General features: G+C 64.6%; 23 protein-coding genes, 1 tRNA gene and 3 pseudogenes. 13 read left to right on the top strand and 14 right to left on the bottom strand.

Features of this window, described 5'->3' with window-relative positions; genetic code table 11:
- The 4 genes from R6V09_RS15565 to R6V09_RS15550 all read left to right on the top strand — a co-directional run.
- On the top strand, window positions 1-297 hold a 297-nt coding region (locus tag R6V09_RS15565; protein WP_327095584.1), incomplete at its 5' end, for an SPFH domain-containing protein.
- Between the two features lie 109 nt (window positions 298-406).
- A complete protein-coding gene (locus R6V09_RS15560) occupies window positions 407-1,015 on the top strand; it encodes a lytic polysaccharide monooxygenase auxiliary activity family 9 protein (protein WP_317881995.1) in 609 nt (202 codons plus the stop codon).
- Window positions 1,016-1,108: 93 nt separating this feature from the next.
- Window positions 1,109-1,561: a DUF3592 domain-containing protein gene (locus R6V09_RS15555; protein ID WP_317881994.1), complete on the top strand. Its 453-nt coding sequence runs from the start codon at window positions 1,109-1,111 to the stop codon at window positions 1,559-1,561.
- 39 nt (window positions 1,562-1,600) lie between these two features.
- Window positions 1,601-3,220: a long-chain-fatty-acid--CoA ligase gene (locus R6V09_RS15550; RefSeq protein ID WP_317881993.1), complete on the top strand. Its 1,620-nt coding sequence runs from the start codon at window positions 1,601-1,603 to the stop codon at window positions 3,218-3,220.
- 2 nt (window positions 3,221-3,222) lie between these two features.
- On the opposite strand, the gene R6V09_RS15545 is transcribed toward R6V09_RS15550, so the two are convergent.
- The gene (locus R6V09_RS15545) at window positions 3,223-4,125 is read right to left on the bottom strand and encodes an NmrA/HSCARG family protein (RefSeq protein WP_317881992.1); all 903 of its coding nucleotides are present in this window, start codon (window positions 4,123-4,125) and stop codon (window positions 3,223-3,225) included.
- Between the two features lie 104 nt (window positions 4,126-4,229).
- Between R6V09_RS15545 and R6V09_RS15540 the strand changes: the two genes are divergently transcribed.
- Window positions 4,230-4,979 (top strand): TetR/AcrR family transcriptional regulator, encoded by a 750-nt coding sequence (locus tag R6V09_RS15540; RefSeq protein WP_317881991.1) that lies wholly within the window; start codon window positions 4,230-4,232, stop codon window positions 4,977-4,979.
- Between the two features lie 181 nt (window positions 4,980-5,160).
- Here R6V09_RS15540 and R6V09_RS15535 read toward each other — a convergent pair whose 3' ends face one another.
- Both R6V09_RS15535 and R6V09_RS15525 read right to left on the bottom strand, forming a co-directional pair.
- A complete protein-coding gene (locus tag R6V09_RS15535) occupies window positions 5,161-5,688 on the bottom strand; it encodes a hypothetical protein (RefSeq protein WP_317881990.1) in 528 nt (175 codons plus the stop codon).
- Window positions 5,689-6,214: 526 nt separating this feature from the next.
- A pseudogene (locus tag R6V09_RS15525) lies at window positions 6,215-6,529 on the bottom strand (helix-turn-helix domain-containing protein); the annotation flags it as partial.
- Window positions 6,530-7,009: 480 nt separating this feature from the next.
- Between R6V09_RS15525 and R6V09_RS15520 the strand changes: the two are divergent.
- From R6V09_RS15520 to R6V09_RS15510, 3 genes and pseudogenes are all read left to right on the top strand, one after another.
- The gene (locus R6V09_RS15520; RefSeq protein WP_317881989.1) at window positions 7,010-10,768 is read left to right on the top strand and encodes a helicase HerA domain-containing protein; all 3,759 of its coding nucleotides are present in this window, start codon (window positions 7,010-7,012) and stop codon (window positions 10,766-10,768) included.
- A complete protein-coding gene (locus R6V09_RS15515; RefSeq protein ID WP_317881988.1) occupies window positions 10,765-11,079 on the top strand; it encodes a hypothetical protein in 315 nt (104 codons plus the stop codon). Before R6V09_RS15520 ends, R6V09_RS15515 begins: the two co-directional genes overlap by 4 nt.
- Before the next feature lie 373 nt (window positions 11,080-11,452).
- A pseudogene (locus R6V09_RS15510) lies at window positions 11,453-11,734 on the top strand (helix-turn-helix domain-containing protein); the annotation flags it as partial.
- A gap of 385 nt (window positions 11,735-12,119) precedes the next feature.
- Here the strand turns inward: R6V09_RS15510 and R6V09_RS15505 are convergent.
- From R6V09_RS15505 to R6V09_RS54610, 3 genes are all read right to left on the bottom strand, one after another.
- Entirely contained in the window at window positions 12,120-12,536 is a 417-nt protein-coding gene (locus R6V09_RS15505; RefSeq protein ID WP_317881987.1) for a hypothetical protein, read from the bottom strand.
- Window positions 12,537-12,612: 76 nt separating this feature from the next.
- Window positions 12,613-14,412, bottom strand: coding sequence for a hypothetical protein (locus tag R6V09_RS15500; protein ID WP_317881986.1), 1,800 nt, complete (start codon window positions 14,410-14,412; stop codon window positions 12,613-12,615).
- Entirely contained in the window at window positions 14,393-14,893 is a 501-nt protein-coding gene (locus R6V09_RS54610; protein ID WP_442810061.1) for a DUF4760 domain-containing protein, read from the bottom strand. Before R6V09_RS54610 ends, R6V09_RS15500 begins: the two co-directional genes overlap by 20 nt.
- A gap of 324 nt (window positions 14,894-15,217) precedes the next feature.
- Between R6V09_RS54610 and R6V09_RS15495 the strand changes: the two genes are divergently transcribed.
- The 3 genes from R6V09_RS15495 to R6V09_RS15485 are packed head-to-tail and all read left to right on the top strand — an operon-like array spanning window position 15,218 to window position 16,479.
- Window positions 15,218-15,346 (top strand): hypothetical protein, encoded by a 129-nt coding sequence (locus tag R6V09_RS15495; RefSeq protein ID WP_317881985.1) that lies wholly within the window; start codon window positions 15,218-15,220, stop codon window positions 15,344-15,346.
- Entirely contained in the window at window positions 15,318-15,842 is a 525-nt protein-coding gene (locus tag R6V09_RS15490) for a DUF6879 family protein (protein WP_317881984.1), read from the top strand. Before R6V09_RS15495 ends, R6V09_RS15490 begins: the two co-directional genes overlap by 29 nt.
- Window positions 15,787-16,479 carry a Scr1 family TA system antitoxin-like transcriptional regulator gene (locus R6V09_RS15485; protein ID WP_317881983.1) on the top strand — a complete coding sequence of 231 codons (693 nt, stop codon included), beginning with the start codon at window positions 15,787-15,789 and terminating at the stop codon, window positions 16,477-16,479. The genes R6V09_RS15490 and R6V09_RS15485 overlap by 56 nt, the downstream gene beginning before the upstream one ends.
- A gap of 48 nt (window positions 16,480-16,527) precedes the next feature.
- On the opposite strand, the pseudogene R6V09_RS15480 reads toward R6V09_RS15485, so the two are convergent.
- Window positions 16,528-17,293: pseudogene (locus tag R6V09_RS15480) on the bottom strand (transposase).
- 75 nt (window positions 17,294-17,368) lie between these two features.
- Here R6V09_RS15480 and R6V09_RS15475 point away from each other — a divergent pair.
- The gene (locus R6V09_RS15475; RefSeq protein ID WP_317881982.1) at window positions 17,369-18,220 is read left to right on the top strand and encodes an inositol monophosphatase family protein; all 852 of its coding nucleotides are present in this window, start codon (window positions 17,369-17,371) and stop codon (window positions 18,218-18,220) included.
- Window positions 18,221-18,344: 124 nt separating this feature from the next.
- Here the strand turns inward: R6V09_RS15475 and R6V09_RS15470 are convergent.
- The 6 genes from R6V09_RS15470 to ehuB form a co-directional block, all read right to left on the bottom strand.
- Window positions 18,345-18,418: transfer RNA gene (locus tag R6V09_RS15470), tRNA-Lys, on the bottom strand.
- Between the two features lie 118 nt (window positions 18,419-18,536).
- Window positions 18,537-19,295 carry an IclR family transcriptional regulator gene (locus R6V09_RS15465; RefSeq protein ID WP_317881981.1) on the bottom strand — a complete coding sequence of 253 codons (759 nt, stop codon included), beginning with the start codon at window positions 19,293-19,295 and terminating at the stop codon, window positions 18,537-18,539.
- A 220-nt stretch (window positions 19,296-19,515) separates the two neighbouring features.
- Window positions 19,516-20,292, bottom strand: a complete 777-nt coding sequence (gene ehuA / locus R6V09_RS15460; protein ID WP_317881980.1) for an ectoine/hydroxyectoine ABC transporter ATP-binding protein EhuA — start codon at window positions 20,290-20,292, stop codon at window positions 19,516-19,518.
- A 10-nt stretch (window positions 20,293-20,302) separates the two neighbouring features.
- On the bottom strand, window positions 20,303-20,953 hold the full coding sequence (gene ehuD / locus R6V09_RS15455) for an ectoine/hydroxyectoine ABC transporter permease subunit EhuD (RefSeq protein ID WP_317881979.1): 651 nt from the start codon (window positions 20,951-20,953) through the stop codon (window positions 20,303-20,305).
- On the bottom strand, window positions 20,950-21,657 hold the full coding sequence (gene ehuC / locus R6V09_RS15450; RefSeq protein WP_317881978.1) for an ectoine/hydroxyectoine ABC transporter permease subunit EhuC: 708 nt from the start codon (window positions 21,655-21,657) through the stop codon (window positions 20,950-20,952). Before ehuC ends, ehuD begins: the two co-directional genes overlap by 4 nt.
- A complete protein-coding gene (gene ehuB / locus R6V09_RS15445) occupies window positions 21,654-22,571 on the bottom strand; it encodes an ectoine/hydroxyectoine ABC transporter substrate-binding protein EhuB (RefSeq protein WP_317881977.1) in 918 nt (305 codons plus the stop codon). Before ehuB ends, ehuC begins: the two co-directional genes overlap by 4 nt.
- A gap of 47 nt (window positions 22,572-22,618) precedes the next feature.
- On the opposite strand from ehuB, the gene R6V09_RS15440 reads away from it, so the two are divergent.
- Window positions 22,619-23,113, top strand: a complete 495-nt coding sequence (locus R6V09_RS15440; protein ID WP_317881976.1) for a DUF3830 family protein — start codon at window positions 22,619-22,621, stop codon at window positions 23,111-23,113.
- 3 nt (window positions 23,114-23,116) lie between these two features.
- On the opposite strand, the gene R6V09_RS15435 is transcribed toward R6V09_RS15440, so the two are convergent.
- Window positions 23,117-23,717: amidase family protein (locus R6V09_RS15435; protein WP_317881975.1), on the bottom strand; the 601-nt coding region annotated here is incomplete at its 5' end.

The following is a 23,717-nucleotide window of genomic DNA, read 5'->3' as shown; positions in this document are numbered from 1 at the left end:
CTGACGCGGCTGGTCGCGGTGGACGCGGCGCCGGTCGGCATCGAGGTGTTCTCGGTGCAGCCGCTGCGCGTCGAGTACGCCCCGGAGGTGGCCGCGGCGATGACCCGCCGCCGTATCGCCACGCTGGACGCGCAGCAGCGGGCGACGATGCTCACGTCGGTGGTCGACTCCGTGGAGGACACCGTCACCCGGCTGACCATGCGCGGCCTGGTGGAACTGGACGACTACGAACGCAAGGCGCTGGTCAAGGACTTGACGGTGGCGTTCTGTTCGGGGCGGGGGGAATCGGCGCCTTGATAAGCGGCGCGATTGGTATGGACACAGTCAAGTAGGGGCAATAATCTGGGACTTGGTCTAGACCTGCACGGCTCACGGAACTCCCCACACGTTCTCCAGGAGCGGCAGCATGCGCAAAAAGACCAAGTGGTACGCGGGCGTGCTCGGACTCACCACGGTCGGGGCCATCGTGCTCTCGTCCGGGGCCGCGAGCAGCCACGGCTACACCGACCTCCCCATCAGCAGGCAGAAGCTCTGCGCCAACGGCACGGTGACAAACTGCGGTGACATCCAGTACGAGCCGCAGAGCGTCGAGGGCCCCAAGGGCTTCCCGGCGGCCGGCCCCGCCGACGGCCAGATCTGCAACGGCGGGATCAGCCGCTTCAGCCAACTCAGCGCACCGAAGGCCCCGTCCGGCGCCGCCTGGCCGACGACGAAGGTGACGGGTGGTCAGTCGTACACGTTCCGCTGGCAGTTCACGGCGATACACGCGACGACGGACTTCAAGTACTACGTCACCAAGGCGGGTTGGAACCAGAACCACAACCTGGCCCGCTCGGACCTCAACACCACCCCGTTCCTCACCGTCCCCTACAACGGTCAGCGCCCCTCGTCGTCCACCATCTCCCACACCGGCACCCTCCCGTCCGGCCTCTCCGGTCACCACGTGATCGTCGCGGTGTGGACGATCGCCGACACGACCAACGCGTTCTACTCCTGCGATGACGTCACGTTCTGAGCGTGAGGTTCTGAGCTTCGCTTGAGACAGTCCGGCATCCCCCGGGGGTAGGTTCCCCACACCAGCAGTACCTGCCTGACCTCGGGGGACACCATGGAAGCCCTGTTCTACATCGCGCCACTGCTCATCATCGCCCTCGTGGTGTTCGGCGCGATCGTCGTGATCCGCCGCTCACGGCAGGTCGGCAGCGCCTGGAGCAGCGGGCTCACGGCCGAGGCCCGCTGTCTGCGGACGTACACGACGACCAGCGGCGGCGGGGACACCATGGTGTCGACGACACTGCACCACGTCTACGAATTCACGACGCGCGAGGGCCGTACGGTCCGGTTCGAGGAGCGGAACGGGCCGGGTACGACCCTGGAGGGCGACATCGTCACCGTGCACTACGCGGCCGAACACCCCGAGCGGGCCACCGCCCACGCCCCGGCCCGCGGGAAGCTCGCGGCCGAGACGGGCTGCGTGCTGGTGTTCTTCGGCGTGATCGTCGCCTTCTGCGTCGTCTTCATGGTCGTGGCCCACGAGATGTTCGACTTCATGGGCTTCTAGCCTCCACATCTGACGGTACGTCAACTACCGTGCGCCCCCATGGAGTCCAGGAGGCGCACCGTCGCGGAACTCGTACAGGCACGGTGGGACGACCACCGCCCCGGGCTGTGGTGCGAGGAACTGGTGCTCACCCACCACGAGGTGGCGGCCGGCGCCGCGGCCAGAGCGGCACTCCTCACCGACCTCCTGCCACCCGGCGCCGCACCCCACGTCGGCGTGCTGCTCGACAACACCCCTGAATATCCCCTGTGGTTGAGCGCGGCGGCCCTCGCGGGAGCGGCCGTCGCCGGCATCAACCCCACCCGCCGAGGCCCCGAGCTGGCCCGCGACATCCTGCACACCGAATGCCGGGTCCTCGTCACCGAACGCACCCACCTACCGCTCCTCGACGGCCTCGAACTCCCCGGCGTACACCTCCTGGTGACGGACACTCAGGCCTACGACGACCTCCTCGCGCCGTACACGGACACGAAACCGGACACCTTCTCCCGCGCCACCCCCGACGACCGCATCCTGCTCTACTTCACCTCCGGTTCCACCGGCGCCCCGAAGGCCGCGATCTGCACCCAGGGCCGCCTGGCCGCCGCCGGAAGCTCCCTGGTCGACAGTTTCGGGGTCCTCCCGGACGACGTGCACTACATCTGCATGCCGATGTTCCACGGCAACGCGGTGATCGCCGACTGGGCACCGGCGCTGGCGGCCGGGGCCGGGGTGGCGCTGCGTCGACGGTTCTCGGCGTCACGGTTCCTGGACGACGTACGGGCTTACGGGGCCACGTACTTCACCTATGTCGGCCGTGCCGTGCAGTACATCCTGGCCGCAGAGGAACGCCCCGACGACCGGGACAACCCGCTGCGGATGGGCTTCGGAACGGAGGCGGGGGCGGTGGACGCGGCGGCGTTCGAGCGGCGATTCGGGGTGCGGCTGGTGGAGGGGTACGGGTCCTCGGAGGGCGGGGCGGCGGTGCAGTGGTCGCCGGGGACACCGTCCGGGGCGGTCGGACGGGCGGCGCCCGGGCTCGCCGTACTCGATCCGGAGACACGGACGGAGTGCCCGCCCGCGGCCTTCGATTCGGTCGGTCGACTGCTCAACGGGGATGTGGCGATAGGGGAGTTGGTGAACCGCGCGCCCAACCCCTTCGAGGGCTACTGGCGCAACCCGGAGGCGGACGCGGAACGGCGCCGCGAGGGCTGGTACTGGACCGGCGACCTCTTCTACCGGGACACCGACGGCTACCTCTACTTCGCCGGCCGCACCGACGACCGCCTCCGCGTCGACAGCGAGAACCTGGCCGCCGCGATGATCGAGAACATCCTCGCCCGCTACGAGGGCGCCGACGCCGTGGCGGTGTACGCGGTACCGGACCCGGTGACCGGCGACCAGGTCATGGCGACCGTCGCCGGGCACTTCGACCCACTCGCCTTCGCCGAATTCCTGCTGGCCCAGCCGGACTTGGGGACGAAGATGGCACCCCGGTTCGTACGGGTGGTGCGGCGGATGCCGGTCACGGCCACCAACAAGATCCACCGGGCGGGGCTGCGGCGGGAGGGGGTCGTATGCCCTGATCCGGTGTGGTGGCGGCCACCGGGGGAGGCGGCTTATCGACGGCTGACTCCGGAGGAGGCCGAAGGGCGCGTCGTCGGAACGAGAGGCATGTGAGGTCACCAGGCGGTTTGGAGGAGTCGCTTCCGCAGCAGGGCGGTGCCGGATTCGGCGAGCCAGTCCGCGAGCGTACGCAGTCCGGGGTGGATGATGCGCAGCGCCTCGATGTCGGCGTGCCAGCGCGATCCGGCTGCCCAGCGCTCCCGGACCTGGGCCACCTCGGGGTGGAGTGCGGCGGCTTCGGCGTGGGTGAGTTGCTCGTAGCGCACCGAGGCACCGGTGGCCTCGCTGATGGCGGCGACCGCCTCGGCCGGAGTGGGGGCGTCCCCGGCCAGCTCCAGGGTTCGCCCCGCGAAGCGGTCCGGCTGGTCGAAGGCCTGCGCGGCGAATTCGGCGATGTCCTCCACCGCGATGATCTGGGCGGGTTCGTCCGGCGGGAAGACATGCCGGTGCACGCCGTGGACGATGCCGTCGAATCCCATGGGTGTCGATCCGAGATAGTTCGACATGAACCGCACCGGGCGCAGCACGGTCACCGACCGGATCCGCTCCCGCAGATGGTCCTCGACGCGTTTCTTCCCCTCGGAGCCACCCGGGCGTCCCGGTGTGGACGCGACGCCCGTGAAGACGACGTGCTCGATCCCCGCGGCGACCGCGGCATCGGTCAGTGCCCGGCCCCGGGCGAACTCCCGTTCCACGTCGGCACCGGCCGGTCCGAACACCGCGGGCGGTACGGCGAACAGTGCCGCCGCCCCCTCCAGTGCCGTGGGCAGACTCGACGGGTCGTCGAAGTCGCCGCGGACGAGTTCGGCCCCGGCGGTTTCGAGTGCCTTGGCGGCGGGAGCCGCCGTGTCCCGCACGAGTGCGCGCACCGGTCTGCCGGATGCCAGGAGCCGGCGTGCGGTGGCGCCGCCCTGTCGGCCGGTCGCACCGGTCACGACGACCAAGCGGTCAGTGGTCATGTCGTCCTCCGCCCCGGGATGGTCGGTGGGCATGGTGGCTCGGGCCCGGGGTCGATGTGGAATGCTGCACCCGGTTGAGTCCGGCGGACAAGGGATTACGTGACATGACGGCAACTCCCAAGGAAGTCGGCCGGGTTGATGCCCGCCGCAACCGGGTGAAGGTGCTCGCCGCCGCCTCTCGGGCGTTCGACGAGCAGGGTCTCGACATCTCGCTCGGCGCGATCGCACGGCAGGCGGGGGTCGGCGCGGGCACCGTGTACCGGCACTTTCCCAGCAAGGAGTTCCTGCTGGAGGCCGTGCTCGTCCAGCAGATCGACGACCATGTGGACGCCGCTCGACGGTGGGCGGCCCGTACCGACCCTGTCGCGGCGTTCTTCGGATTCCTGCTGAAGGTCGTCGAGACCTCCCACGGGCGCAAGCACGCGTGCGACGCCCTGACCGCGGAGACGAGCTGGCCGCGCCCCGGCCTGGTCGCGTCGGCGCGACGCTTCCGCCAGGCACTCGACGAGCTGCTGCACGCGGCCCAGAAGGCGGGCGGGGTCCGTGCCGACGTCAGCGCGGACGATGTCGCCGCGCTCACCGTCGGCTGCGCCGCGATGTGGGCGGCGCACCGCGACCGGAACGGCGGCACCCGCATGGTGCGGCTGGCGCTGGAGAGCCTGCGGAGTCCCGCGTCTGTCACGGAAGAGCGGGTGTTTCGTGACGTGCCCGGCACGCTACACGCGGCGCCCCGGTGCGAGGAGTGCGGGGCCCGGCTCAAGGCCCGGTCCACCGGCCGCCCGGCCCGCTACTGCGGAGCGACCTGCCGACAGCGAGCACGTCGCCGCCGCCTCGGACCGGCGACGATTTCCTAGTGGAGGACAAGTCGCAGCAATGCTTCTGCCGACTTTTGGGCGCAGGCACACGAAACTCCTGGCGGACACGGGTGATCTTGGTTGAAAACCCGTCCACCAGGAGCTTCGTCGTTGTGCAGGTCTGTCCAACTCGTGTCAAGGCCGCCGGTTCGGAAAAGACTTCAGCGCCCCCAGCGGGGACTTACCACCGGCCACCGGTGACGTGTGCGGGCCTCCAATAGACGGCGGCCCAGATTCCATGGTTTGCCGCGGCTCCCCAGCCCCGGCTCCAAGACGTCAGCAGGTTTCCCGCGTTCTTGCAGAGCCAGGCCGGAACCCTGGTGGAACAGGCCCGGACGGCGCCTGCGATCGTTCCCCGGGCGATGTCTCCATAGGACGCGATAATCCAGAAGTGGTCTCCGGTTACACCCGTCGACAGTGCTTGGACGACGTGCCCCTTGTTGGTGGACGTCGCGGAGACGGCGGTCCTGGCGTTCTGTTCCGGTGCATCGGTGCGGACCGTGGCCACGCCGGCGAAGGCTTCCTGAATTTCGGTAATGAGTCGCGTCCGGCTCTCCGGAGTTGCCGTCAGCTGTTCCCACTCCGACGCCTCGCCAGAGGTCAGTCCTTGCGGGTTCACCGCGATTTGCCGGGCCGTGACGGGACTGGTCGCTTTCACGGAGTCTTCTTGGGAACTGCCGGCCAGCAGACCGCCGGCCAGCGCGGTCACGACTGCGGCACCCAGCGCCGCAGCGATCCATCGGGGCCGCGAGAATTGGGGTACCACGGACCGCTCTGTTTCACAGGTCTTCACTCGGTGCGCTCCCCTTCGTGATGCTTACTGGTACCGCATGATGGTTTCAGGGGGTTCAGCGCAAAGCGTGGTATCTATTTATTTTATGATCAATTGATCAATCGTGATCATCTTTGTCTTCCGGTGAAAAAGACCAAGGGCACCCTTCCGAAAAGGATGCCCTTGGTTCGCAAACTGTGCGCCGCCAGGGACTCGAACCCCGGACCCTCTGATTACTGAGCTTGAACTCGGGTTGTCGTAGCTGCTGACAGAGCTTGATCCTGGCGGTACGCCGTCTCCTATGAGGAGTTACGGGTCGGTGTCCGGTCGGTGCAGCGGTGGCGGCGGACCTGGGACAAGGGGCCGGTTGCACACGGCTGGCCGGATCAGCGGTGGACGCTGTCGAGGATCAAGACGGGGATTGGCCGTCGGTTCCACAAGAGCTACACCCCGCAAGGGGTGCGCATTCCGCCAGGGTGCCGTCGAGGAGGACGTAGTTAGGGTCGGCCTGGCGCAGGGCGCGCAGCGGGTCGGTAGTGCGGTCGGCGAGCAGGTCGATGTTGGCTGCCGTGTAGGCGTGGGCGGTGCCGACGGAGATGCCGAGGCCGGCCGCGAGTCGGGCGAGGGTGTCGTGCCGGCGCAGGTACACCGGGCAGACCAGCGCACGCTGGTGCGGCGGGGGCGTGCAGCGGTGGTCAGCCTCGCGGGTGACGATGAGCATCGTGACCCACTCGACCAAGGCATGGGGCAGGTCGAGTGCCGCAGAACACGGAACCAACGCGGCTCCTGTGCCTGTGGGTTGAGACTTCGAACACCTCCCCCAACGGCACGGGAGCCTCGTGCGCTGCGCACACTTCCAGCGTCACCCGATCCGTGGCCACTCTGAAACAGCTCACTGCCTCGTGCTGACTTGACCTGTGGGAACGCCAGAAGGGCTTGCCAAGGGGAGTATTCATCCGGTTCGTTGCGGCCCTGACTGGGGCGCCGCCGAGTCCGACTCGCGACACTCGCTGGCCCTCCTCGGCTTCGCATGATCACAAACCGGATGTCACACGACTACGCCGAAGCTTTGGCCATTGCCTAATCCGGCGGGCAACTGAAAAATTTCAATGAGGTTCTCAACCGAGGCTATGTTGGGGAGATCGGCGTCGATCTTTTTACGGCGATACGGTTGCCGCCTTGCGGCCCTCCATTCCCGATCATGCCGTCGCGGTGCTAGCATCCGCGTAAGGGAGGGGCATTGATTCACGTAGCTTCCGTGCAGATTGATTTCGTCCCGGGTGCGGTCATTCAGGGACCTGGTCTGTGGACGCCCGCCGAGCCGTTGGCTTGGGGGCAGGCGTCGTTCGACGAGACCCTGTCACTCGCCAGGCTTGCCGACGGGTTCCCCAGCTTCAAGTTGGTGCGGAAGCAGGTCGAGTCCAGCCTCATTAGCTTCCAGAATCGCCGCCTTGAGCAGATCCTGGCCTTCCTTGAGAAAAACTCTGTCGATCTATGCGTCTTTCCCGAGTATGCCTTTATCGCTGACCCTTCCACATTACAGATCTTGGCCGGCTTCGCCCCCAAAATAACCATCGTGGCGGGGCTAGGCGTGCCGCGGTCGAAGGGTGTCGAAGCCCTGAAGAAGTACAGCGCTGACGAGGTCTCGCAAGGATCGAATGTGGCCGCTGTGTTCAGTGGGACTGAGTGTCACCTGATCGCGAAGCATCACCCGGCAGACGGCGAGGAGATGGAGCGCGGTTCCGGAATTCAAGTCGTCAAGGTACACGCGGGCGGCGTGGATTTTAACCTCGGGGTGGCAATCTGCAAAGACTATCTGGTGGCTGGCCACAGTCTTGGTGGGATGGAACCAGTTCCGGACCTGGTGGCAATTCCCGCATACAGCAAGAATGTCACAATATTCACACCTGAGGCACCTAGGGATTTTCCCCGGATCTTTGCTAACCATGCCTCTTATGGCGGTTCGACCATTTACGCGGCAGGCTGCAGGGGGCGATTCGTAGATCGTGGCACACCCCGTCCGATCCCGGCTGGAGCCGAGGGGATCATCTCAGTCAAGTGGTTTGGTGCCCCAGAGAAGCCAGTTCCGCTGCTCAAGGGAGAGAACGTCGTTGCTCTGCGCAGTGCGATGGTCTCGGGTTCCGACGGTAAGTCGGCGATCGATGTAGTCCGTGCATTCGAGGAGTTGTCGCAGAGTAATACATCGTCAGCGGACCTGTTGGACGAGCAGTTGCCACGCTGGCTTGGTTACGCGCGGGGATGGCCGCGCCTGGCGCTCGTGAGCGACGCCCTGGAACTCTACCGGCGAGCTGCTGCGGACGACGTGCTGACAATGGACACAGCAGAGCAGCTCACACGCCATTTAATTGCCCACGAGACACAGTCTACTGACGCCCATCGGAAAGATTCCCTCTCTGCCGTGATCAAGCAGGTCAGGTTCTCGATGGGTAGCAGCTCGGGCGACATTGATGCCTATAAGACGCTGGTCAATGCCCTCGAAAAATATGGCCTAGCTCGCGGGGATGATAGTTCACAAACAGAATCCAATACCAGTGATGCGGTCGGCGACGAGGTCCGCCATTACTTTTCAATTGGCCTGGGCAAGTTCACTGACAAGCTGGCCCTCGCCACCCTTTCTGATCAGCAGGACCTTCTCGTGATGTTCGCTCGTTCTGCACCCCGAGGTGCCCGGGTGGTCTACCGTCTGAATACAGTGCTGGACCCGGCAAGTGGCAATGTGCTCCCACGGTTCTTCGTGGACTTCTTCGGCCCTGCGGGAAAGGAAAGCGAGGCATACTTCACGTCGCTCCAGCGAATTGCCCGCTCAGTACTGCGCCGGGGCTGGCAGACCTACGGAGCAACCCATCAGGTTGCCTCAGGGTACAGCCGGGAGATAGTTCCTAAGCCTGGGGTACCGCCCAAGGTACGAGGTGATCTCGGCTTCCTCGTCGACGTGCTGCGTGCAACCGATGGTGACTGCACGCTGGAGATCAGCGGCATTCGTATCGAGGAGGAAGCGGGCGAAGGCTACGATGATCAGTCGGTTTCGAAATCGTCGTACTCGCCGGGCGATGGGCTGGGCGTGGCCGGCCTATTCGTGGGACCTCAGAGTGGAGCGGGAGATACTAATTCCGCTCTGGACCGCGAGGCGACCGGCTGGTTCATGGCGCAGCAGCCAGGTTCAGCAAAGCTCGGGATCCGAGTGATCCTTACGACCCCCGAACGCAATGACGCGCTGTGCAGCCTCGTCGGAACCGCGTTGTTCGGCAGCAGCGACTGGGCCTCGATGGAGGTCAACGGAGCCGATTCCGATGCCGCACGTGCCGTTGTGTACCCAGTTGAAGTGGCGCACCGCATCCTGCACCCGCCGCACGGGCTCATTGAGGGGCGCGGGCTCTCGTCCCAGCAGACTCTCTTCAGGCCAGTCACCGAGTTGACAGTCATCGGCGAGGGGGCGGTACTCGGCAAGGCAACCGTGGCCCGTCCCTACGTAGACGAGCAGATGGACGTACGCATCCCGGACGCTAGTCGGCTGCTGCATACGTATGTAATCGGCCGGACTGGCGTCGGCAAGACAAACACCCTGAAGAACATTGTCCGCCACGACCTGGGTGGCAGCGGACCGGTCATTGTTGTTGACCCTCATGGTGACCTTTATGACTATGCGATTAGACATTCGACGCATCGTGACACTCTGGTCGCCCTAGATTTCACAAGCGATCAAGTACCAAGCCTGAACCCGCTGTACCTGGACGCCAAGGACGCGGCTGATGTATTTGCGAACATTGAGCAATACATCGAGCTTACGCTCAACTCCCTGTACTTCGAGTGGGCAGGGCCACGCTTCTCCGACCTACTCCGACTTTGCCTTGAAACGCTGGTCACCTTGGCTGACGAGGTCGTCGGGGATTGGGCTTACATTGGGGACGTGCTCCGCCTGATTGAAGACCAGCCTTACCGTGACGCGATGGTATCGAAGCTGAAGGGTCGTGGCGCGACGGACCTCGTGAGGCGCTGGCACTTGCATAATCGTGTCCGAGATGGCGAACGGGCCGAGGTGGAGCAGTGGTTTATTTCGAAGTTCGGCGAGTTCCGTCGGCCCGGTGGGCTCGCGAGGGCCACGCTCGGCAAGCCGAGCGTAAATCTGATGAACGCCGTTCGTAATAACGCAGCGGTACTGGTAAAGGTTCCCGCCACGACACTCGGACAGACGGCAAGTAGATTCCTCGGATCTCTTGTCGTTGAGCGGATACTGCGCTACGCCATGAGCGGGGCGTTCATCGGCATGGAAACACCTGCCCGTCTTATAGTCGATGAATTCCAGACCTTCGTCGGCACATCTTTCGCGACGTTGATCGCTGAAGCGCGCAAGTTTAACCTCGGCATCACAGTCGCCAACCAAACGTTAAGTCAACTGTCTGACTTCTCGCCGCACGAAGGCCGGCGCAACGATGACATCTCACAAGTTATCCTAGGCAATGTCGGCAATATGATCATCCAGGGTGTCGGGCGGCGCGATGCGGAACGCTTGGCCACCGAGGTCGGTGTGACCGCGGACGAACTGTCGCGGATCGGCAAGCACAGGGCACTGGTCCAGTTGACCGTGAACGGTGAACGACTGGAGCCGTTCACCGTGGACCTGAGTGCGTCGAGTGAGCGACCAGGTACCGTCGCGGAGGCAGTTGCGCAAACGCAGGCGACTGAGCACCTGCAACGCCTCAGTGAGGAAGTCGTGATCCCTGCGATCGACCGATCCTCTGAACCCGAGCAGCCGCAATCGCCACGGCAAGAACCGGGCGACGAGTCTAAGAGCTCCATAGACGATTGGTTCGAACGGAGCTGGGACGAGCCACCTGCTGAAACAGACGATAAATCGATGCCAAGCGGGGAGGATGCGCTGACCTCTCCCCCCTTCCTCGTGGATGACCCTGTCCTAGATACCTCTGAAGAAACGCTGGATAATCAGCAGGGTGAAACTAGCGAGGGGCCGGACGATGAGAGGTTCGGATCCGAATGAACTGGATTGCGCCGGTCATGTCTGGTCTGAGTGCGGTTCTCTCGCTCATCGCCGTGATACTGGTATCGAGGCTTGACTCACAAAGTGGGTATCACAGGTGGAAGCGCAGCGAGCAGGTCCAGGTCGCAATGGCTGGGATGGGCATGGTCGGTAGCGGCAATGTGGTGGAGGCAGTCAAGAGTCCGCGTGAACAACTTCGTGGGTTCGTGAAGGCTGGCAATGCCAAGGATGTCAACCGGCGAGAAAAACGCCTAGCCGCGGATGGTACATGCAATCAAATTATTAACCTTGTTCGCAAGGAGGTCTCGTGAATTCCTACCCGCGAATCGAGAGCCTGCCTGAATTTCCGGAGGTTGATGACGAAGATTCGCGCGCTTTCTGGACCGGTCACGAGGAGGATGAGTGCCAGCAGGTCGACAGTTTGCGCGTTGCTCGACTCTCAAGGGTACAAGCGCGCTGGGAAGGTGCGCTAAGCGAGACTGCACGCAGGGTTGGCGACAAAGGTCCTTACTCAGGTTGAACTCGTAGGGTCTGGTTACCCTCGATTCTTCAGTGGTCGTGAGTGAATCAGCTGTTTCAGAGTGGCCGCGGATCGGGTGACGCTGGAGGTGTGCGCAGCGCACGAGGCTCCCGTGCCGTTGGGGGAGGTGTTCGAAGTCTCAACCCACAGGCACAGGAGCCGCGTTGGTTCCGTGTTCTGCGGCACTCGACCTGCCCCATGCCTTGGTCGAGTGGGTCACGATGCTCATCGTCACCCGCGAGGCTGACCACCGCTGCACGCCCCCGCCGCACCAGCGTGCGCTGGTCTGCCCGGTGTACCTGCGCCGGCACGACACCCTCGCCCGACTCGCAGCCGGCCTCGGCATCTCCGTCGGCACCGCCCACGCCTACACGGCAGCCAACATCGACCTGCTCGCCGACCGCACTACCGACCCGCTGCGCACCCTGCGCCAGGCCGACCTTGAGGAAGGGCGCCAGGGCGTCCAGCAGTAGTTGGTGGCTTTCAGGATTGAGGTCGATTTCGTAGCTGACGCCGTCGGGACTGAAAGTGAACCATAGAAATTTTCTCTTTCCAGCTGGGCCGTGAAGGGTCTAATAGCCTGGAGGGGCGAGCTTCACCATCGCCGGGGCATACTTTGCCGCCAAGGCTGACATGATGCGGAACCGGTACGGGCTGGAAGAGCCCCATTTGATGGGGGAGGGAGGACGAATTTCTGCCGCGACATGTGCCCGCAACCGTGGTGGCGAATGCTGTGGCACCGGCGACCAATACAGTGCTGCCCGTCACGGCGATGGATGACAGTCGCCGGAAGCTCCTAACCTGTGACCACTTCCCAGGCTAATCTCGAAACTATCCTGTCGCGCTATCAGTTTCCCCAGATTCGTCGGCGCTTATTCTCAGGGACACCTCAGCACGCCGATGTACATAGCCATAATTCCCGGCTGCATCGTTGAGGGCGGCTGAGAGCTGAGGTAGAAAGGGTAGTAGAATTTCGATCTCAGTCTCAAGGGTGCCATGTCTCCTCTCGAAGTCTGCAGGCAATCTCCTACGTGGCTCATTCTTGCGGATCTCCAGCACCTCCATCAGCCGGCCCATGGCTTCCCTGGTGCGTTTCAATTTCTCGATTGCCAGAAAGAGACTCTTACGGATGGCGACGGTTTGTTTATTTTGTGGCAAGCTGCGATGGGTGCGGCTCAGAGCCTTGTGTGTCTCGTTGCAAGAAATTCTGATCCGCTCGATTCCTTCATACGTTGCCGTACGATCCACGATCGTTTCGTATGCTTGCTCCAGGTCTTGGTAGAGTTTATTGAGCGAACCAGCCAGTGCGCTGGCGTCGCCCCCATCAGGGAACAAGCTTGCGCAACTTGATCAGAGCACTCTCCAATCCTGAGGCCGCTCGTAACAAAGACGATCCCGACCGATGTCTGACCTTCATGCCTGCAGTTAGATCATTACGTACGAGATCAAGATGATGTTCCACTTCCCCTCTCGTGTTGTGCCAAAGGAAATCGCATCGGTCTTTCGTGATGAGGCTGAGTTGATCCAGTCCTACCTCAAGCTGTACAACATCATTCTGCGCCGAAAAGAGGCACAAAAGAATTTCATCCTGCGTTGCCATCCCGGCGATAGACTCAACCCGCCCACTAAGTACTTTAGACCTGCCAATCAGGCTTTCTAGCATCCGTGCCGCTGCATCGGTGGCACCTTGCCTTGGCTTTGCGCTGTCCTTCGTTCTACGGTGACCGTGTATCTTCACGACATTGTTCGGCGTATTGGGCATGGTGTTATCCTCGCTTGAGTCCACGGCAGGTTCGGGTGGCGAGTCTGTCGTAACGGAGTGTTTAGATAGGCGCATTGCCAGTTCTCCGTATTCGTCGATCGCCGCACCTACACGCGCATCTGCGCTTTCTTTTGATAGCTTGTGGAGTAATTTCTCGACGAGCTTCGCCTGGTTCAATCTGACGGTTCCGGAACGGTTGCCCTCCGTGACAGTGATGAGCTGTCGGACCATATTAGCTATATCGACGTCGATGGCGTCCTGGCTGATGTTTCGCTCGTACACTTCGAGGGCGTCGTGAAGCGGTCGCCCCTGCGGTATTCCCTCAATCAGATGACTGATTCGTTGGCGCAGGTGTTGTGCGGGAAGTCCGGAGTCCATCATTTCCGTCAATTCCGTGACGGCGATGATGCTCGCCTGATTGTACGGATTTTTTTCAAAGATTTCAGCCCGGAGGAATAGTCTGTTCCTGGGAGTGTTGAGTTGCGCCGGCCGCGACGGGTATCCGCCGTAGTCGACAATCACCATCCCCTCGCAGGCCGGTGGCAGTGGCTTGACTCCTTTAAGATCGACCAAGGGGCTTGGTAGACCGGGGCAGATAATTGTCGAACCTCCGTGAGTCGCACAGTTCGCCAATAGACGCACGTGATCACGAGGCGCTGCCGGAATGAAGTCCGTCACGGTTCTGGTGTAGGCTGGAATGCAAAGTATCTCGGCGTTCAGCACTCGCACGTTCTCTTCGGCTCTCAGATGATCCATGCAGACTGCAACGCCAATTCTTACCGTCCTGCCCCTGAGTTTAACTTCGAACACTCTGGGACCGGTTCCCTCCGCAATCACTTCGCTCTGAGCCGGGAACTTCTTGGTGACCAAGTGCACAGTCTGATGGTCGACCAGAACAGAGACGTTCCTGTCGATCAGATGATTCGGATCCCAATCGTTGTCCTCGGCTGCAAGCTTTTCTGCCTGCCTCATGCTCCTAACATGCTGCATACCCGCTACGATCACGCGACTGCGTGAGTAATGTTTGAGGATCGGAAGACACTCGACAGGTAGGATATATTCAGGGAAAACTGCGACGTCCACCTCTAGCCTGGCAATGGATTCAAGTACTTCGCTTAATCCCCTCAACGCGGCGTCGCTCGCGATTCCAGCGACAGCCTGATAATCTTCCGGATACTTGCTGGCGAAAATGTGTTCGACCGATTCCTTTGGGATGGAGGGGCTGGAGGTGGAAAGTGTGGCGGGGTCAATAAGAGGTTCGGCCGGGACCCAGAGTCCATATTGTCTGGTCCTAGCAAACGGAATGCGGTCAAGCTGAATAACGCCCAAGCGAAGCTGGGCTTTAGGTGTTAGTGATGCCACGGTCTTCCCCCGGCTCGGCAGTGTGCGCGCGGGATTGTGTCGCTCCAGGCGAAGACGCGAGCGATACCCCAACGGTTAGGGTCAGCCGCTCCGCCAAGCGCTCGGCGGCCGGATAAGGGCGATATCCGCGGATTCCTTCGACCCTGTCGATGTAAGGTCGCGCTGCGGCCATCGCGGTAACGAACGAGCGTCCCATGCTGTTCTTCACCAGGTCATACTCCACATATCCACCTGCGCATGCGATGGCTACGGAGTTCATGACGGCTAGTGCGTAGCCAACACTGTCGAGGTCCGACTTGTCCAAGTCTGAAATCTCCTCCGGCGGTCGACCCGCTACCTTCTGATGAAGGGCTCGTCGGCCAGCTCTAACCTCGGTGGCCAGATAGCGACTTTGGATCTCGAAGAACGCTCGGAGTTTGTCTGCCTTGTTTGCCCTGCGGAATCCCCAGACCGCGATGACTACAGCAACAACGGGTGACATCAGGCTAAGAATCGCCGACGGCATCATCTACCGAGGCTAGCCTGCGGCGGCACGCTGCTGCTAGGGCCCTGTTCGGACTGTCAGCACTTACCGTCCGTGCTGAGCTTCAGGCGGTGACGACAGTTGGTTGGTCGCTGGCGAGGCTTGCATGGTGCAGCGTCTCTGTTGAACGAGGGGGGATCCTGCCGCATCTCGACGATCGACGGCGGCATCTGAGGAGTGCCGATCGCATCGGGCCGAATCTCCATGGGTCCGATGGCGCCAGCCACCGCCCCGATCATGCTTGTCACGCAACAGGGAACATGCGTACTCCAAGGCCCGGAAATGCGCGACCCTGAAGCCCTGAGCCAGATGCGCATGCCGGACTATGAGACCTGCATCGAGGTTCCCAAGTCCTCGATCATGGCCCTGCTGGAGGAGAACAGTGGACCTGATCACCCCAGCACAGCGTGACGAGCTGTTCCGCAGCTTCGAGCGTGACGCCTTCCACCTGGAGCTGCGGGACGACTACGGATCTCCCGTCGAAGACACGCCGTACGCCAGGTGGCAGCGGGGCGAGCCCGACGACTACGCGTGGCTCGATCCGTGGATGACGCTGATGAAGCGCGTCACGGGTGAGGGCAAGACGGTACGACGTGTCCGGGTGATATCGGAGCCGCACTCCGAGTACATCGGATGGGAACACTCGCTGACCCACCTCAACATCGAGGCCGGCGAGGACATCCGATGGCTACCGCGACACCGGTTGCCCGAGGCCGTCGCCCTCCCCCTGGACGGCAACGACTGGTGGCTGTACGACGATCGTTTCCTTGCGGTCGGCCACTTCGATCCCGAGGGGCGCGTCCTGGGGTCAGAGATCGTCGAGGACCCTGACACGGTGGCCGCCTGCATCCGTGTGCGCGACCTGCTCTGGGTCGACGCCATTCCGGACGCCGAGTACAAGCCCTGACCCATCAGTGAGCAACCAAGCACAAGAAGCACGAGAGGCACAGGGTGCCCGGCTACGTGGATTCCGCAAGGATGCGGGGTTCGCGAGCGGCCGGGCATTCGCCGTGGCCACCGGGTGGGCGGAGTCCAAGGTCTCCCGGCTGGAGAACGGCAAGCAGAACCCCAGCGAAGACGACATCCGTACCTGGTGCATGAAGACCGACAGGCAAGAGCACCTCGCCGACCTGATCGCCACGGTGCGGCACATCGATGAGCTGTGGCTGGAGTGGCGCCGGCAGTTCCAGGCCGGCGCCAAGCAGCGGCAGAAGAAGGCCTTGTCGGTCTACGCCAAGACCAAGGTCTTCCGCATCTGGCACCCGACGCTGGTGTGGGGAAGGCTCCAGACGGCGGAGTACGCGGCGGAGACCTTCCGGCAGGTTGTGGACTACTACGAGATCCCCGACGACGCGGAAGCCGCCACCGCCAAGCGACTGGAACGACAGCAGTACCTGTACCGAGGCAACCGGATCTTCGACGTCGTGCTCGGCGGGCAGGCGCTCTGTACGAACTTCGGAGGACTGGAGGTGATGAAGGGGCAACTCGACCGGTTGTTGGCGGTAATGCGACTGCCCCGGCTGAGCCTAAGGGCTGTCCCGTAACTGATCTTGAGGGTGGTGGGCGCGGTCAGCTGTAGGCGGTCCGCCTCTCTATCCGCCGAGGGCGAGGTTGTGCAGTCGTGCGATTCCGAGCATGGCGTGATGGACGCCTTCGCCCTTGAGGCGGCAGTCTCGGAGGATCTTCCAGGTCTTCATGCGGCGAAGACGTGCTCGACGCGGGCCCGGACTTGTTTGTGTGAGCGGTTGTGTTCCTCTTTCCAGGCAGGGAGCTCCTCGCCTTTGCGTCGGCGGTGCGGCATCACCAGCCCCGTGCCGGGATACCCGCCATCGGCGATGGTGGTCGTCTGGCCGACGGCGGCCTTCGCGCCGGATTCCGCCCACGCCTTGCAGTCGTTGCGGTTGCCCGGCAGTGGTCGGCCGACCATCACGACCAGGCGGGTGTCGGCGTCGACGACGGCTTGATGGTCGGTGGAGTACCGATAGTTCTTGGACTGCTCGGCCACCATGTAGTCGCGGGTGGGCACCAGGGTGCTGTCCACGATGAGCACGGTGTCCTTACGGAATCGCTTCCGGGGCTGGAGTGCGAGCAGCGGACCGAGGTGGTCGACTGTGCGGTCCGCGGCGGACTTTGAGATGCCGAACAACGGGGGGAGCTGGCGCAGTGTCAAGTTCGTACGCCAGTAGGCCGTGACCAGCAGGACTCGGTCGTCCAGCGGCAGGCTCCCCGGTCGGCCCGTCCGGCCCCGTCGGCGCCCTCACGGCGTAGCGCGGTCACCAACTTGGCAAAGCAGTGCGGGTTCGGTCCGGTGAACGGGGAAATCCAGGACGGCTCCGACGCCGTGATAGCAGCAGCCACGTGTGGACAATGGCATCGCGCCTGGACGCTCCATCCGGAGCCTCAACGGCGAACCACGGTGGGAAGGGCAGCCTCGTGACGGATCTGGCAGACCTGGAACTGGCGCACCGCCTCGCCGACGAGGCGGATGCCATCGCCCGACGCCACTTCTCAGCCACGGCCATCGAATCCCGGACCAAGAGCGACGGGAGCCCCGTCACTGACGCCGACGAGGAGATCGAAATCGTCCTTCGCTCCCTGATCCGCCAGGAGCATCCCGACGACGCGTTCATCGGTGAGGAGTTCGGCGCCCAGGGGCACGGCAGACGGCGCTGGATCATCGACGCCATCGACGGTACAGCGAGCTTCCTCGCCGGCGAACCGGAGTGGAGCACCCTGATCGCGGTCGAGGAGGACGGCCGCATCACCCTGGGCATGGTCTCCGCCCCTGCCCTTGGCCACCGGTGGTGGGCCAGCCCGGACTCGGGCTCCTGGGAGGGGCCATGCCCGTCCAACTCGGCCGCTCCGGTGCACCGGTTGGCCCTGTCCGAAGGCAGAAGTGCCAGGGACGCGGCGGTCGGCATCTGGCCACCCCCATCCAGACTGAACCACCAGGAACGCACCGTGGCCGCGAGGCTGGCCCGGGGCGTCTCGCAGGTCCGACCGTCGCTCGACTGGAGTGCAGCGGTCCCCATCGCGCCAGCGCCCCGCAAACCGTCCACCGGGTCGGGCACCTGCCACGGCGCGCTCCTGGTCGTGACCGGTCAGCTGGACGCCTTCCTCCTCCTGGGAGCCGGCCCCTGGGACATCGCCCCGCTGATCCCCATCGTGCAAGAAGCCGGCGGTACCTTCAGCGACCTCACCGGCCAGCACCGGACCGACACCGGAGCCGCACTGTTCGCCCGCCCCGGACTCCACCAACAACTCCTGGACATCGCCGCCAACTGATAGACCTGCCGTGCGGATACACCGTTTCGCCCCGACCGGCAGTTGCGGGACAGGTCTTAGCGTCCGCCCCCGAAAACGACCAAGGGCACCCTTCCGAAAAAGGATGCCCTTGGTTCGCAAACTGTGCGCCGCCAGGGACTCGAACCCCGGACCCGCTGATTAAGAGTCAGCTGCTCTAACCAACTGAGCTAGCGGCGCATGACTCACGCCTTCCGCTGGATCTGAGTCTCGCGGAGGGCGACGAGAAAATACTACCTGGTCCGGAGGGGTGCTCCGGACCAGCGTCGCGCCTGCCGTCAGCTGGCCAGGGAGGGCCCTAGATGGCGAGGGAAAGAAGGACCGGGCCCGCTTCGCGGTTCAGGGTGTCCGCTGCCTGGCGGAGGCGGTGGGCGTGTTCGACCGGGAGGGACACGGCCAGGCAGCCCACCGAGGAACCGGCCGTGATCGGGACGGCCGCGCAGACCGTGCCCACCGCGTACTCCTGGAGGTCGAGGTGGGGGACGGTCGGCGGCTGGGTCTCCAGGCGGGAGAGCAGCAGCTTGTCGCTGGTGATGGTGCGCGAGGTGAGCCGGGCCATCTTGTGCCGGGAGAGATGATCGCGGCGGCCGTTGTGGTCGAGCTGGCCCAGCAGGCTCTTGCCGAGCGCGGTGGCGTGCGCGGAGAAGCGGAAGTCGACCCACTCGTTGACCGCCGGGGTGGTGGGCCCGGCCGCGTACTGGGTGATCGTGACCTCCCCGTCGACGTACCGGCTGACGTAGACCGCCGCGCCCAGGGAGTCGCGCAGCCGGTCCAGGGTCCGCTGGATCTGCTCGCGCACCGCCTGGTCGCGGCCGGCCGCGGAGCCGAGCCGGCCCAGGGCCTCACCGGTGACGTAGGCGCCGTCGGTGAGTTGCTCGACGTAGCCCTCGCGGCGCAGTGTCCGAAGCAGTATGGTCAGGCGCTCGACGCCGAGGCCGGTGCGGCGGGCCAGTTCGGTGTCCGTGACACCGGTGGTGTGTCCCGCGACGGTCTCAAGGATGCGCAGTGCTTCCTGTACCGAGTGGTAGGGAGCGGTCGGCTCGTGCATCAGCGCCACGGTGTTTCTCCCTGCGCTCGCTTTTTGGGCCGTGATACCGGACAGCGAATCCCCTCCACGATAGCTGTCAAACGGCCGATGTGGAGCGGCTGTTGGCGAGATTGTGTCCCTCCTCATGCCCTCCCAACTGGGGCGCGGGACCTTTGGCATATGCCATCGACATGCCACGTGGCGTAGACCTTGGGTGTTCGGTTGTTCACTTGGCGTAGTTGAACGAACGTCAAAGAATCGCGCCGAGAAATTCCTGGGTCCGCCGGTGTTCCGGATCGCCGAAGATCCGCTCCGGCGGGCCCGATTCGATGACCTTGCCCGCGTCGAACATCAGGACCTGGTCCGAGATGTCCCGGGCGAAATTCATCTCGTGGGTCACACAGAGCATGGTGATGTCGGTGGTGCGGGCGATGTCCCGCAGCACGTCGAGCACGCCCGCGACCAGCTCCGGGTCCAGCGCGGAGGTCACCTCGTCGAGCAACAGCACCTGTGGTCGCATCGCCAGCGCCCGCGCGATCGCGACCCGCTGCTGCTGGCCGCCGGAGAGCTGGGTCGGGCGGGCGCCGGCCTTGTCGGCGAGGCCGACCAGGTCGAGCAACTCCAGGGCGCGTGCCTCCGCTTCGTCCTTGGGCATGCCCAGGACGGTGACCGGTGCCTCGGTGATGTTGCGCAGCACGGTCATGTTCGGGAACAGGTTGAACTGCTGGAACACCATCCCGATCTTCTTGCGGATCTCGCGGACCCGCTTCTCGGGTGCGGGGAAGAGCTGTTCCCCGTCGACGGTGATCGTGCCCTCGTCGGGCTCGGTCAGGGTCATCAGCAGTCGCAGGATCGTGGTCTTGCCGGACCCGGAGGGGCCGATCAGGGTGACGTGCTTGCCGGACTCGACGGAGAAGTCGAGGTCGTCGAGGACGGTGTTGGACCCGAAGCGCTTGGTGACGTGGTCCAGGCGGATCAACTCGCTGCCGTCCACCGGGGGGTTGGCGTTGGCGTCGGGATCGTTCATGAGGGGTGTGTCAGCGGACAAGGCGTCGCTCCAGGGCTCGGATCAGCAGGGAGGCGGGGTAGGAGATGAGGACGAAGGCCACGCCGATCACGGTGACGGGCTCGGTGAACTGGTAGTGCTCCTGCGAGAAGAGCCGGGCCTGGCCCATCAGTTCGAGCACGGTGATCACCATCAGGATCGGGGTGTCCTTGAGCATCGCGATCACGTAGTTGCCCAGCGCCGGGACGACCCGGCGGATTGCCTGCGGCAGGATCACGGCCGTCCAGGTCCTGCGCACCGGCAGGTTCAGCGCGGTCGCCGCCTCCCACTGGCCGACGGGCACGGCCTCGATTCCGGCGCGGTAGACCTGCATCGTGTACGTCGAGTAGTGCAGCCCGATCGCGAAGACACCGGTGGTCAGCGCGGAGAAGGTCAGCCCCCACTCGGGCAACACGTAGAACAGGAAGAACAGTTGCACCAGCAGCGGGGTGTCCCGCACGAACTCGGTGACGACCCCAACTGGCCAGCGCACCCAGCGAGTTGGGGACCGCATCAGCAGCGCCCACACCAGCCCCAGGGCGAACGAGATCAGCGACCCGAGGAGCAGGATCTGCAGGGTGACTTTCAGGCCGTCCCAGAAGTACGGCATGAAGTCGCTCACGGCGTTCCAGTCCCACTTCACGAGACCCCACCTCCGACACCCACGGTCCGGGCCCGCTTGGACTCGGTGCTCGCGGGCCCCTTGCCGATCCCGGCCTTCAGCCTCTTCTCCAGTCCGCGCATCAGCCGGGTGAGCGTGAAGGCGATCACGAAGTAGATGAGCAGGATGTACGTGTAGATCTCCGCGCTCTGCTGCAGCGCGAGCCGCACCAGGTTGGCGCTGAAGGTCAGATCGCCCATGCCCATGACCGACACCAGGGCGGTGCCCTTGAGCAGTTCGATCAGCAGGTTGCAGAAGGAGGGGATCATCTCCGGCACCGCCTGCGGCAGCAGGATCAGCCGCATCCGCTGCCAGGGCGTGAAGCTCAGCGCGACACCGCCCTCCTGCTGGGCCGGGTCGACCGCGTTCAGCGCGCCGCGCACGATCTCGGTGCCGTACGCGCCGTAGGTCAGGCCGAGCGCGAGGGTGCCCGCCCACAGCGGGACGAGTTGCCAGCCGAAGGCGACCGGCAGCACGAAGAACACCCAGAAGATCATGACGAGCGCGGAGGTGCCGCGGAACACCTCGGTGTAGAGACCGGCGAGGAAGCGGACGATCCACAGCCGGTGGGTGCGGGCGACGCCGACGACGAACGACACGGCGGTCGCCAACAGCGCGCTGAGGACGAGGAGTTGGACGGTGGTCCAGACTCCCTTGAGGACGAGTTCCCAGAGGCCTGAGGTCATCCGCCGCAGAGCTCCTTCGCGGTGAGGTTCGTCATCTCGGCCTTGCTGAACCCGAAGGGCCGCAGGATCCGGAACAACTCCCCGCTCTTCTTGAGCTTGTGCAGCTCGGCGTTGAAGGCGTCGCGCAGTTTCGTCTCGGTCGGCCGGAACGCGAAGGCGCCCCCGTCGACCCGCGGTTTCCCGTCGACGAGCGGCGCGAAGGGCGTGGTCGACTCGGCCTTGGCGGACTTCTTCACGACGGCGCGGGTGGTGAGCGCCGTACCGGCGAAGACGTCAACACGCCCTGCCTCTACGGCGTTCAGCCCGGCGACCTGGTCCGGCACGATCAGGATGTCGCTCTGCTTGTACCCGGCGTCGACGGCGTGCTGGATCTGGGCGTACCCGGTACCGGTGGCGAACTTCGCCTTTTTCGCGACGACGTCCTTGTAGTCGTGCAGCCCCTTCGGGTTGCCCTTGCGGACGACGAACGAGTCGAGCACCTGGTAGTCCGGGTCGGCGAAGATGACCTGCTCACAGCGTTCCGGGGTCACGTACATCCCGGCGGCCACGACGTCGAACTGCTGCGAGTTCAGGCCGGGTATGAGTGAGCCGAACTCGGTGGGCACGGGCTGCACCTTGTCGACGCCGAGCCGCTTGAAGATCGCTTCCGCCAACTTCGGTGCCTCACCGGTGAGTTGACCGTCCCTGTCGATGTACCCGAACGGGATCTCACCCGCTATCCCCAGCCGTACGACGCCCTGCGCCTTCAGCCGGTCGAGCAGTTCACCGCCGCTCGTGGTCGACGCGGTGGCCACACGGCTGCAGCCGGCCGCGCCCAGCGCACCGGCCGCCGCCACCCCGGCGAGCAGCGCCCGGCGGGTGTGACCCGGCGTGTGACCGGATGTGTGTCTGTCGTTCCCATGTGGTGGAGCCATGGGCGCGCAGCTACCCGACCGCATCGGGGTTATGCACCCTGGAAGACATGACGGATCACTTCATCGAGGTTTCACTCGCAAAGCGGAACGTCCACTGCCGGGCAAAACTGCTGGTAGAACGCGCCCCGCTGACCTGCGCGGCCATCTGGAACGCACTCCCGCTGGCCGGCGACGTCTACCACGCCAAGTACGCCCGCAACGAGATCTACGCCCTTTTCCCGCCATTCGCAGAGACGGAACCCCCGCTGGAAAATCCCACGGTCACCCCCATACCGGGCGACCTCTGCTATTTCGCCTTCGCCGGCACGGAACTCGGCACGAAGGCCTACGGCTACGACCGCGAGGTCCGCGCCGGCACGACGGTCGTCGACCTGGCCCTGTTCTACGAACGCAACAACCTCCTCCTCAACGGCGACGTGGGCTGGGTGCCGGGCATCGTCTGGGGCGAGGTGACCGAGGGACTGACAGAGATGGCGGAGGCCTGCAACGACCTGTGGCGGTCGGGGGCTGCGGGGGAGACGCTCAGCTTTCGACGGGCGTGACGCTCAGCTTCCGGCGGGCCTGAGTCCGGGGGACGTGTCCCCGGCGCCGTACAACGCGTGCGCCGCCCGCAGCACCAGATCGTCCCGGTGTCGCGCCCCCACGATCTGCATCCCGATCGGCAGCCCGTCGCCGTCGTGCCCCACCGGGACGGTGGCGGCGGGCTGTTGGGTCATGTTGAAGGGGTACGTGAACGGGGTCCAGCCCGTCCAGCGGCGGTACCCGGAACCCTTCGGGACCTCAACTCCCGCCTCGAACGCGGTGATCGGGAGGGTCGGCGTGACAAGGAGGTCGTAGCGCTCGTGGAACAGGCCCATCCGGCGGCCGAGTTCCGCGCGGACGTCCACCGCCGCCAGGTAGTCCAGCGCGGAGAGGCGCGCCCCGGCGGCGCAGATCTCCCGTAGTCCCGGGTCGAGCAACTCCCGTTGCTGCGGGGCGAGTTTCTGGGTCACCCGGGCCGCTCCGCTGAACCACAGGGTGTGGAAGGCGTCCACCGGGTCCGTCAAGTCGGGGTCGGTCTCCTCGACGTACGCGCCGAGCGCGGCCAGCCGCTCCACGCCCCGCCGTACCGCCGCCGCGACCGCCGGACGCACCGCGACCTGGCCG

The organism is Streptomyces sp. W16 (genome assembly GCF_033194735.1).
In the GTDB taxonomy this organism is placed as follows: Bacteria; Actinomycetota; Actinomycetes; order Streptomycetales; family Streptomycetaceae; genus Streptomyces.
The sequence above is the reverse complement of the archived record's forward strand: the minus strand, read 5'-3'. Positions and strand labels throughout refer to the sequence as shown.

What these genes read in the sequence shown, in the direction of transcription:
- R6V09_RS15495 (WP_317881985.1), top strand. Translation starts at nt 15,218, where the DNA reads ATGCGCGACCCTGAAGCCCTGAGCCAGATGCGCATGCCGGACTATGAG.
- ehuB (WP_317881977.1), bottom strand. Translation starts at nt 22,571, where the DNA reads ATGGCTCCACCACATGGGAACGACAGACACACATCCGGTCACACGCCG.
- ehuA (WP_317881980.1), bottom strand. Translation starts at nt 20,292, where the DNA reads ATGAACGATCCCGACGCCAACGCCAACCCCCCGGTGGACGGCAGCGAG.
- R6V09_RS15560 (WP_317881995.1), top strand. Translation starts at nt 407, where the DNA reads ATGCGCAAAAAGACCAAGTGGTACGCGGGCGTGCTCGGACTCACCACG.
- ehuC (WP_317881978.1), bottom strand. Translation starts at nt 21,657, where the DNA reads ATGACCTCAGGCCTCTGGGAACTCGTCCTCAAGGGAGTCTGGACCACC.
- R6V09_RS15440 (WP_317881976.1), top strand. Translation starts at nt 22,619, where the DNA reads ATGACGGATCACTTCATCGAGGTTTCACTCGCAAAGCGGAACGTCCAC.
- R6V09_RS15550 (WP_317881993.1), top strand. Translation starts at nt 1,601, where the DNA reads ATGGAGTCCAGGAGGCGCACCGTCGCGGAACTCGTACAGGCACGGTGG.
- R6V09_RS15515 (WP_317881988.1), top strand. Translation starts at nt 10,765, where the DNA reads ATGAACTGGATTGCGCCGGTCATGTCTGGTCTGAGTGCGGTTCTCTCG.
- R6V09_RS54610 (WP_442810061.1), bottom strand. Translation starts at nt 14,893, where the DNA reads ATGTCACCCGTTGTTGCTGTAGTCATCGCGGTCTGGGGATTCCGCAGG.
- R6V09_RS15545 (WP_317881992.1), bottom strand. Translation starts at nt 4,125, where the DNA reads ATGACCACTGACCGCTTGGTCGTCGTGACCGGTGCGACCGGCCGACAG.
- R6V09_RS15540 (WP_317881991.1), top strand. Translation starts at nt 4,230, where the DNA reads ATGACGGCAACTCCCAAGGAAGTCGGCCGGGTTGATGCCCGCCGCAAC.
- R6V09_RS15555 (WP_317881994.1), top strand. Translation starts at nt 1,109, where the DNA reads ATGGAAGCCCTGTTCTACATCGCGCCACTGCTCATCATCGCCCTCGTG.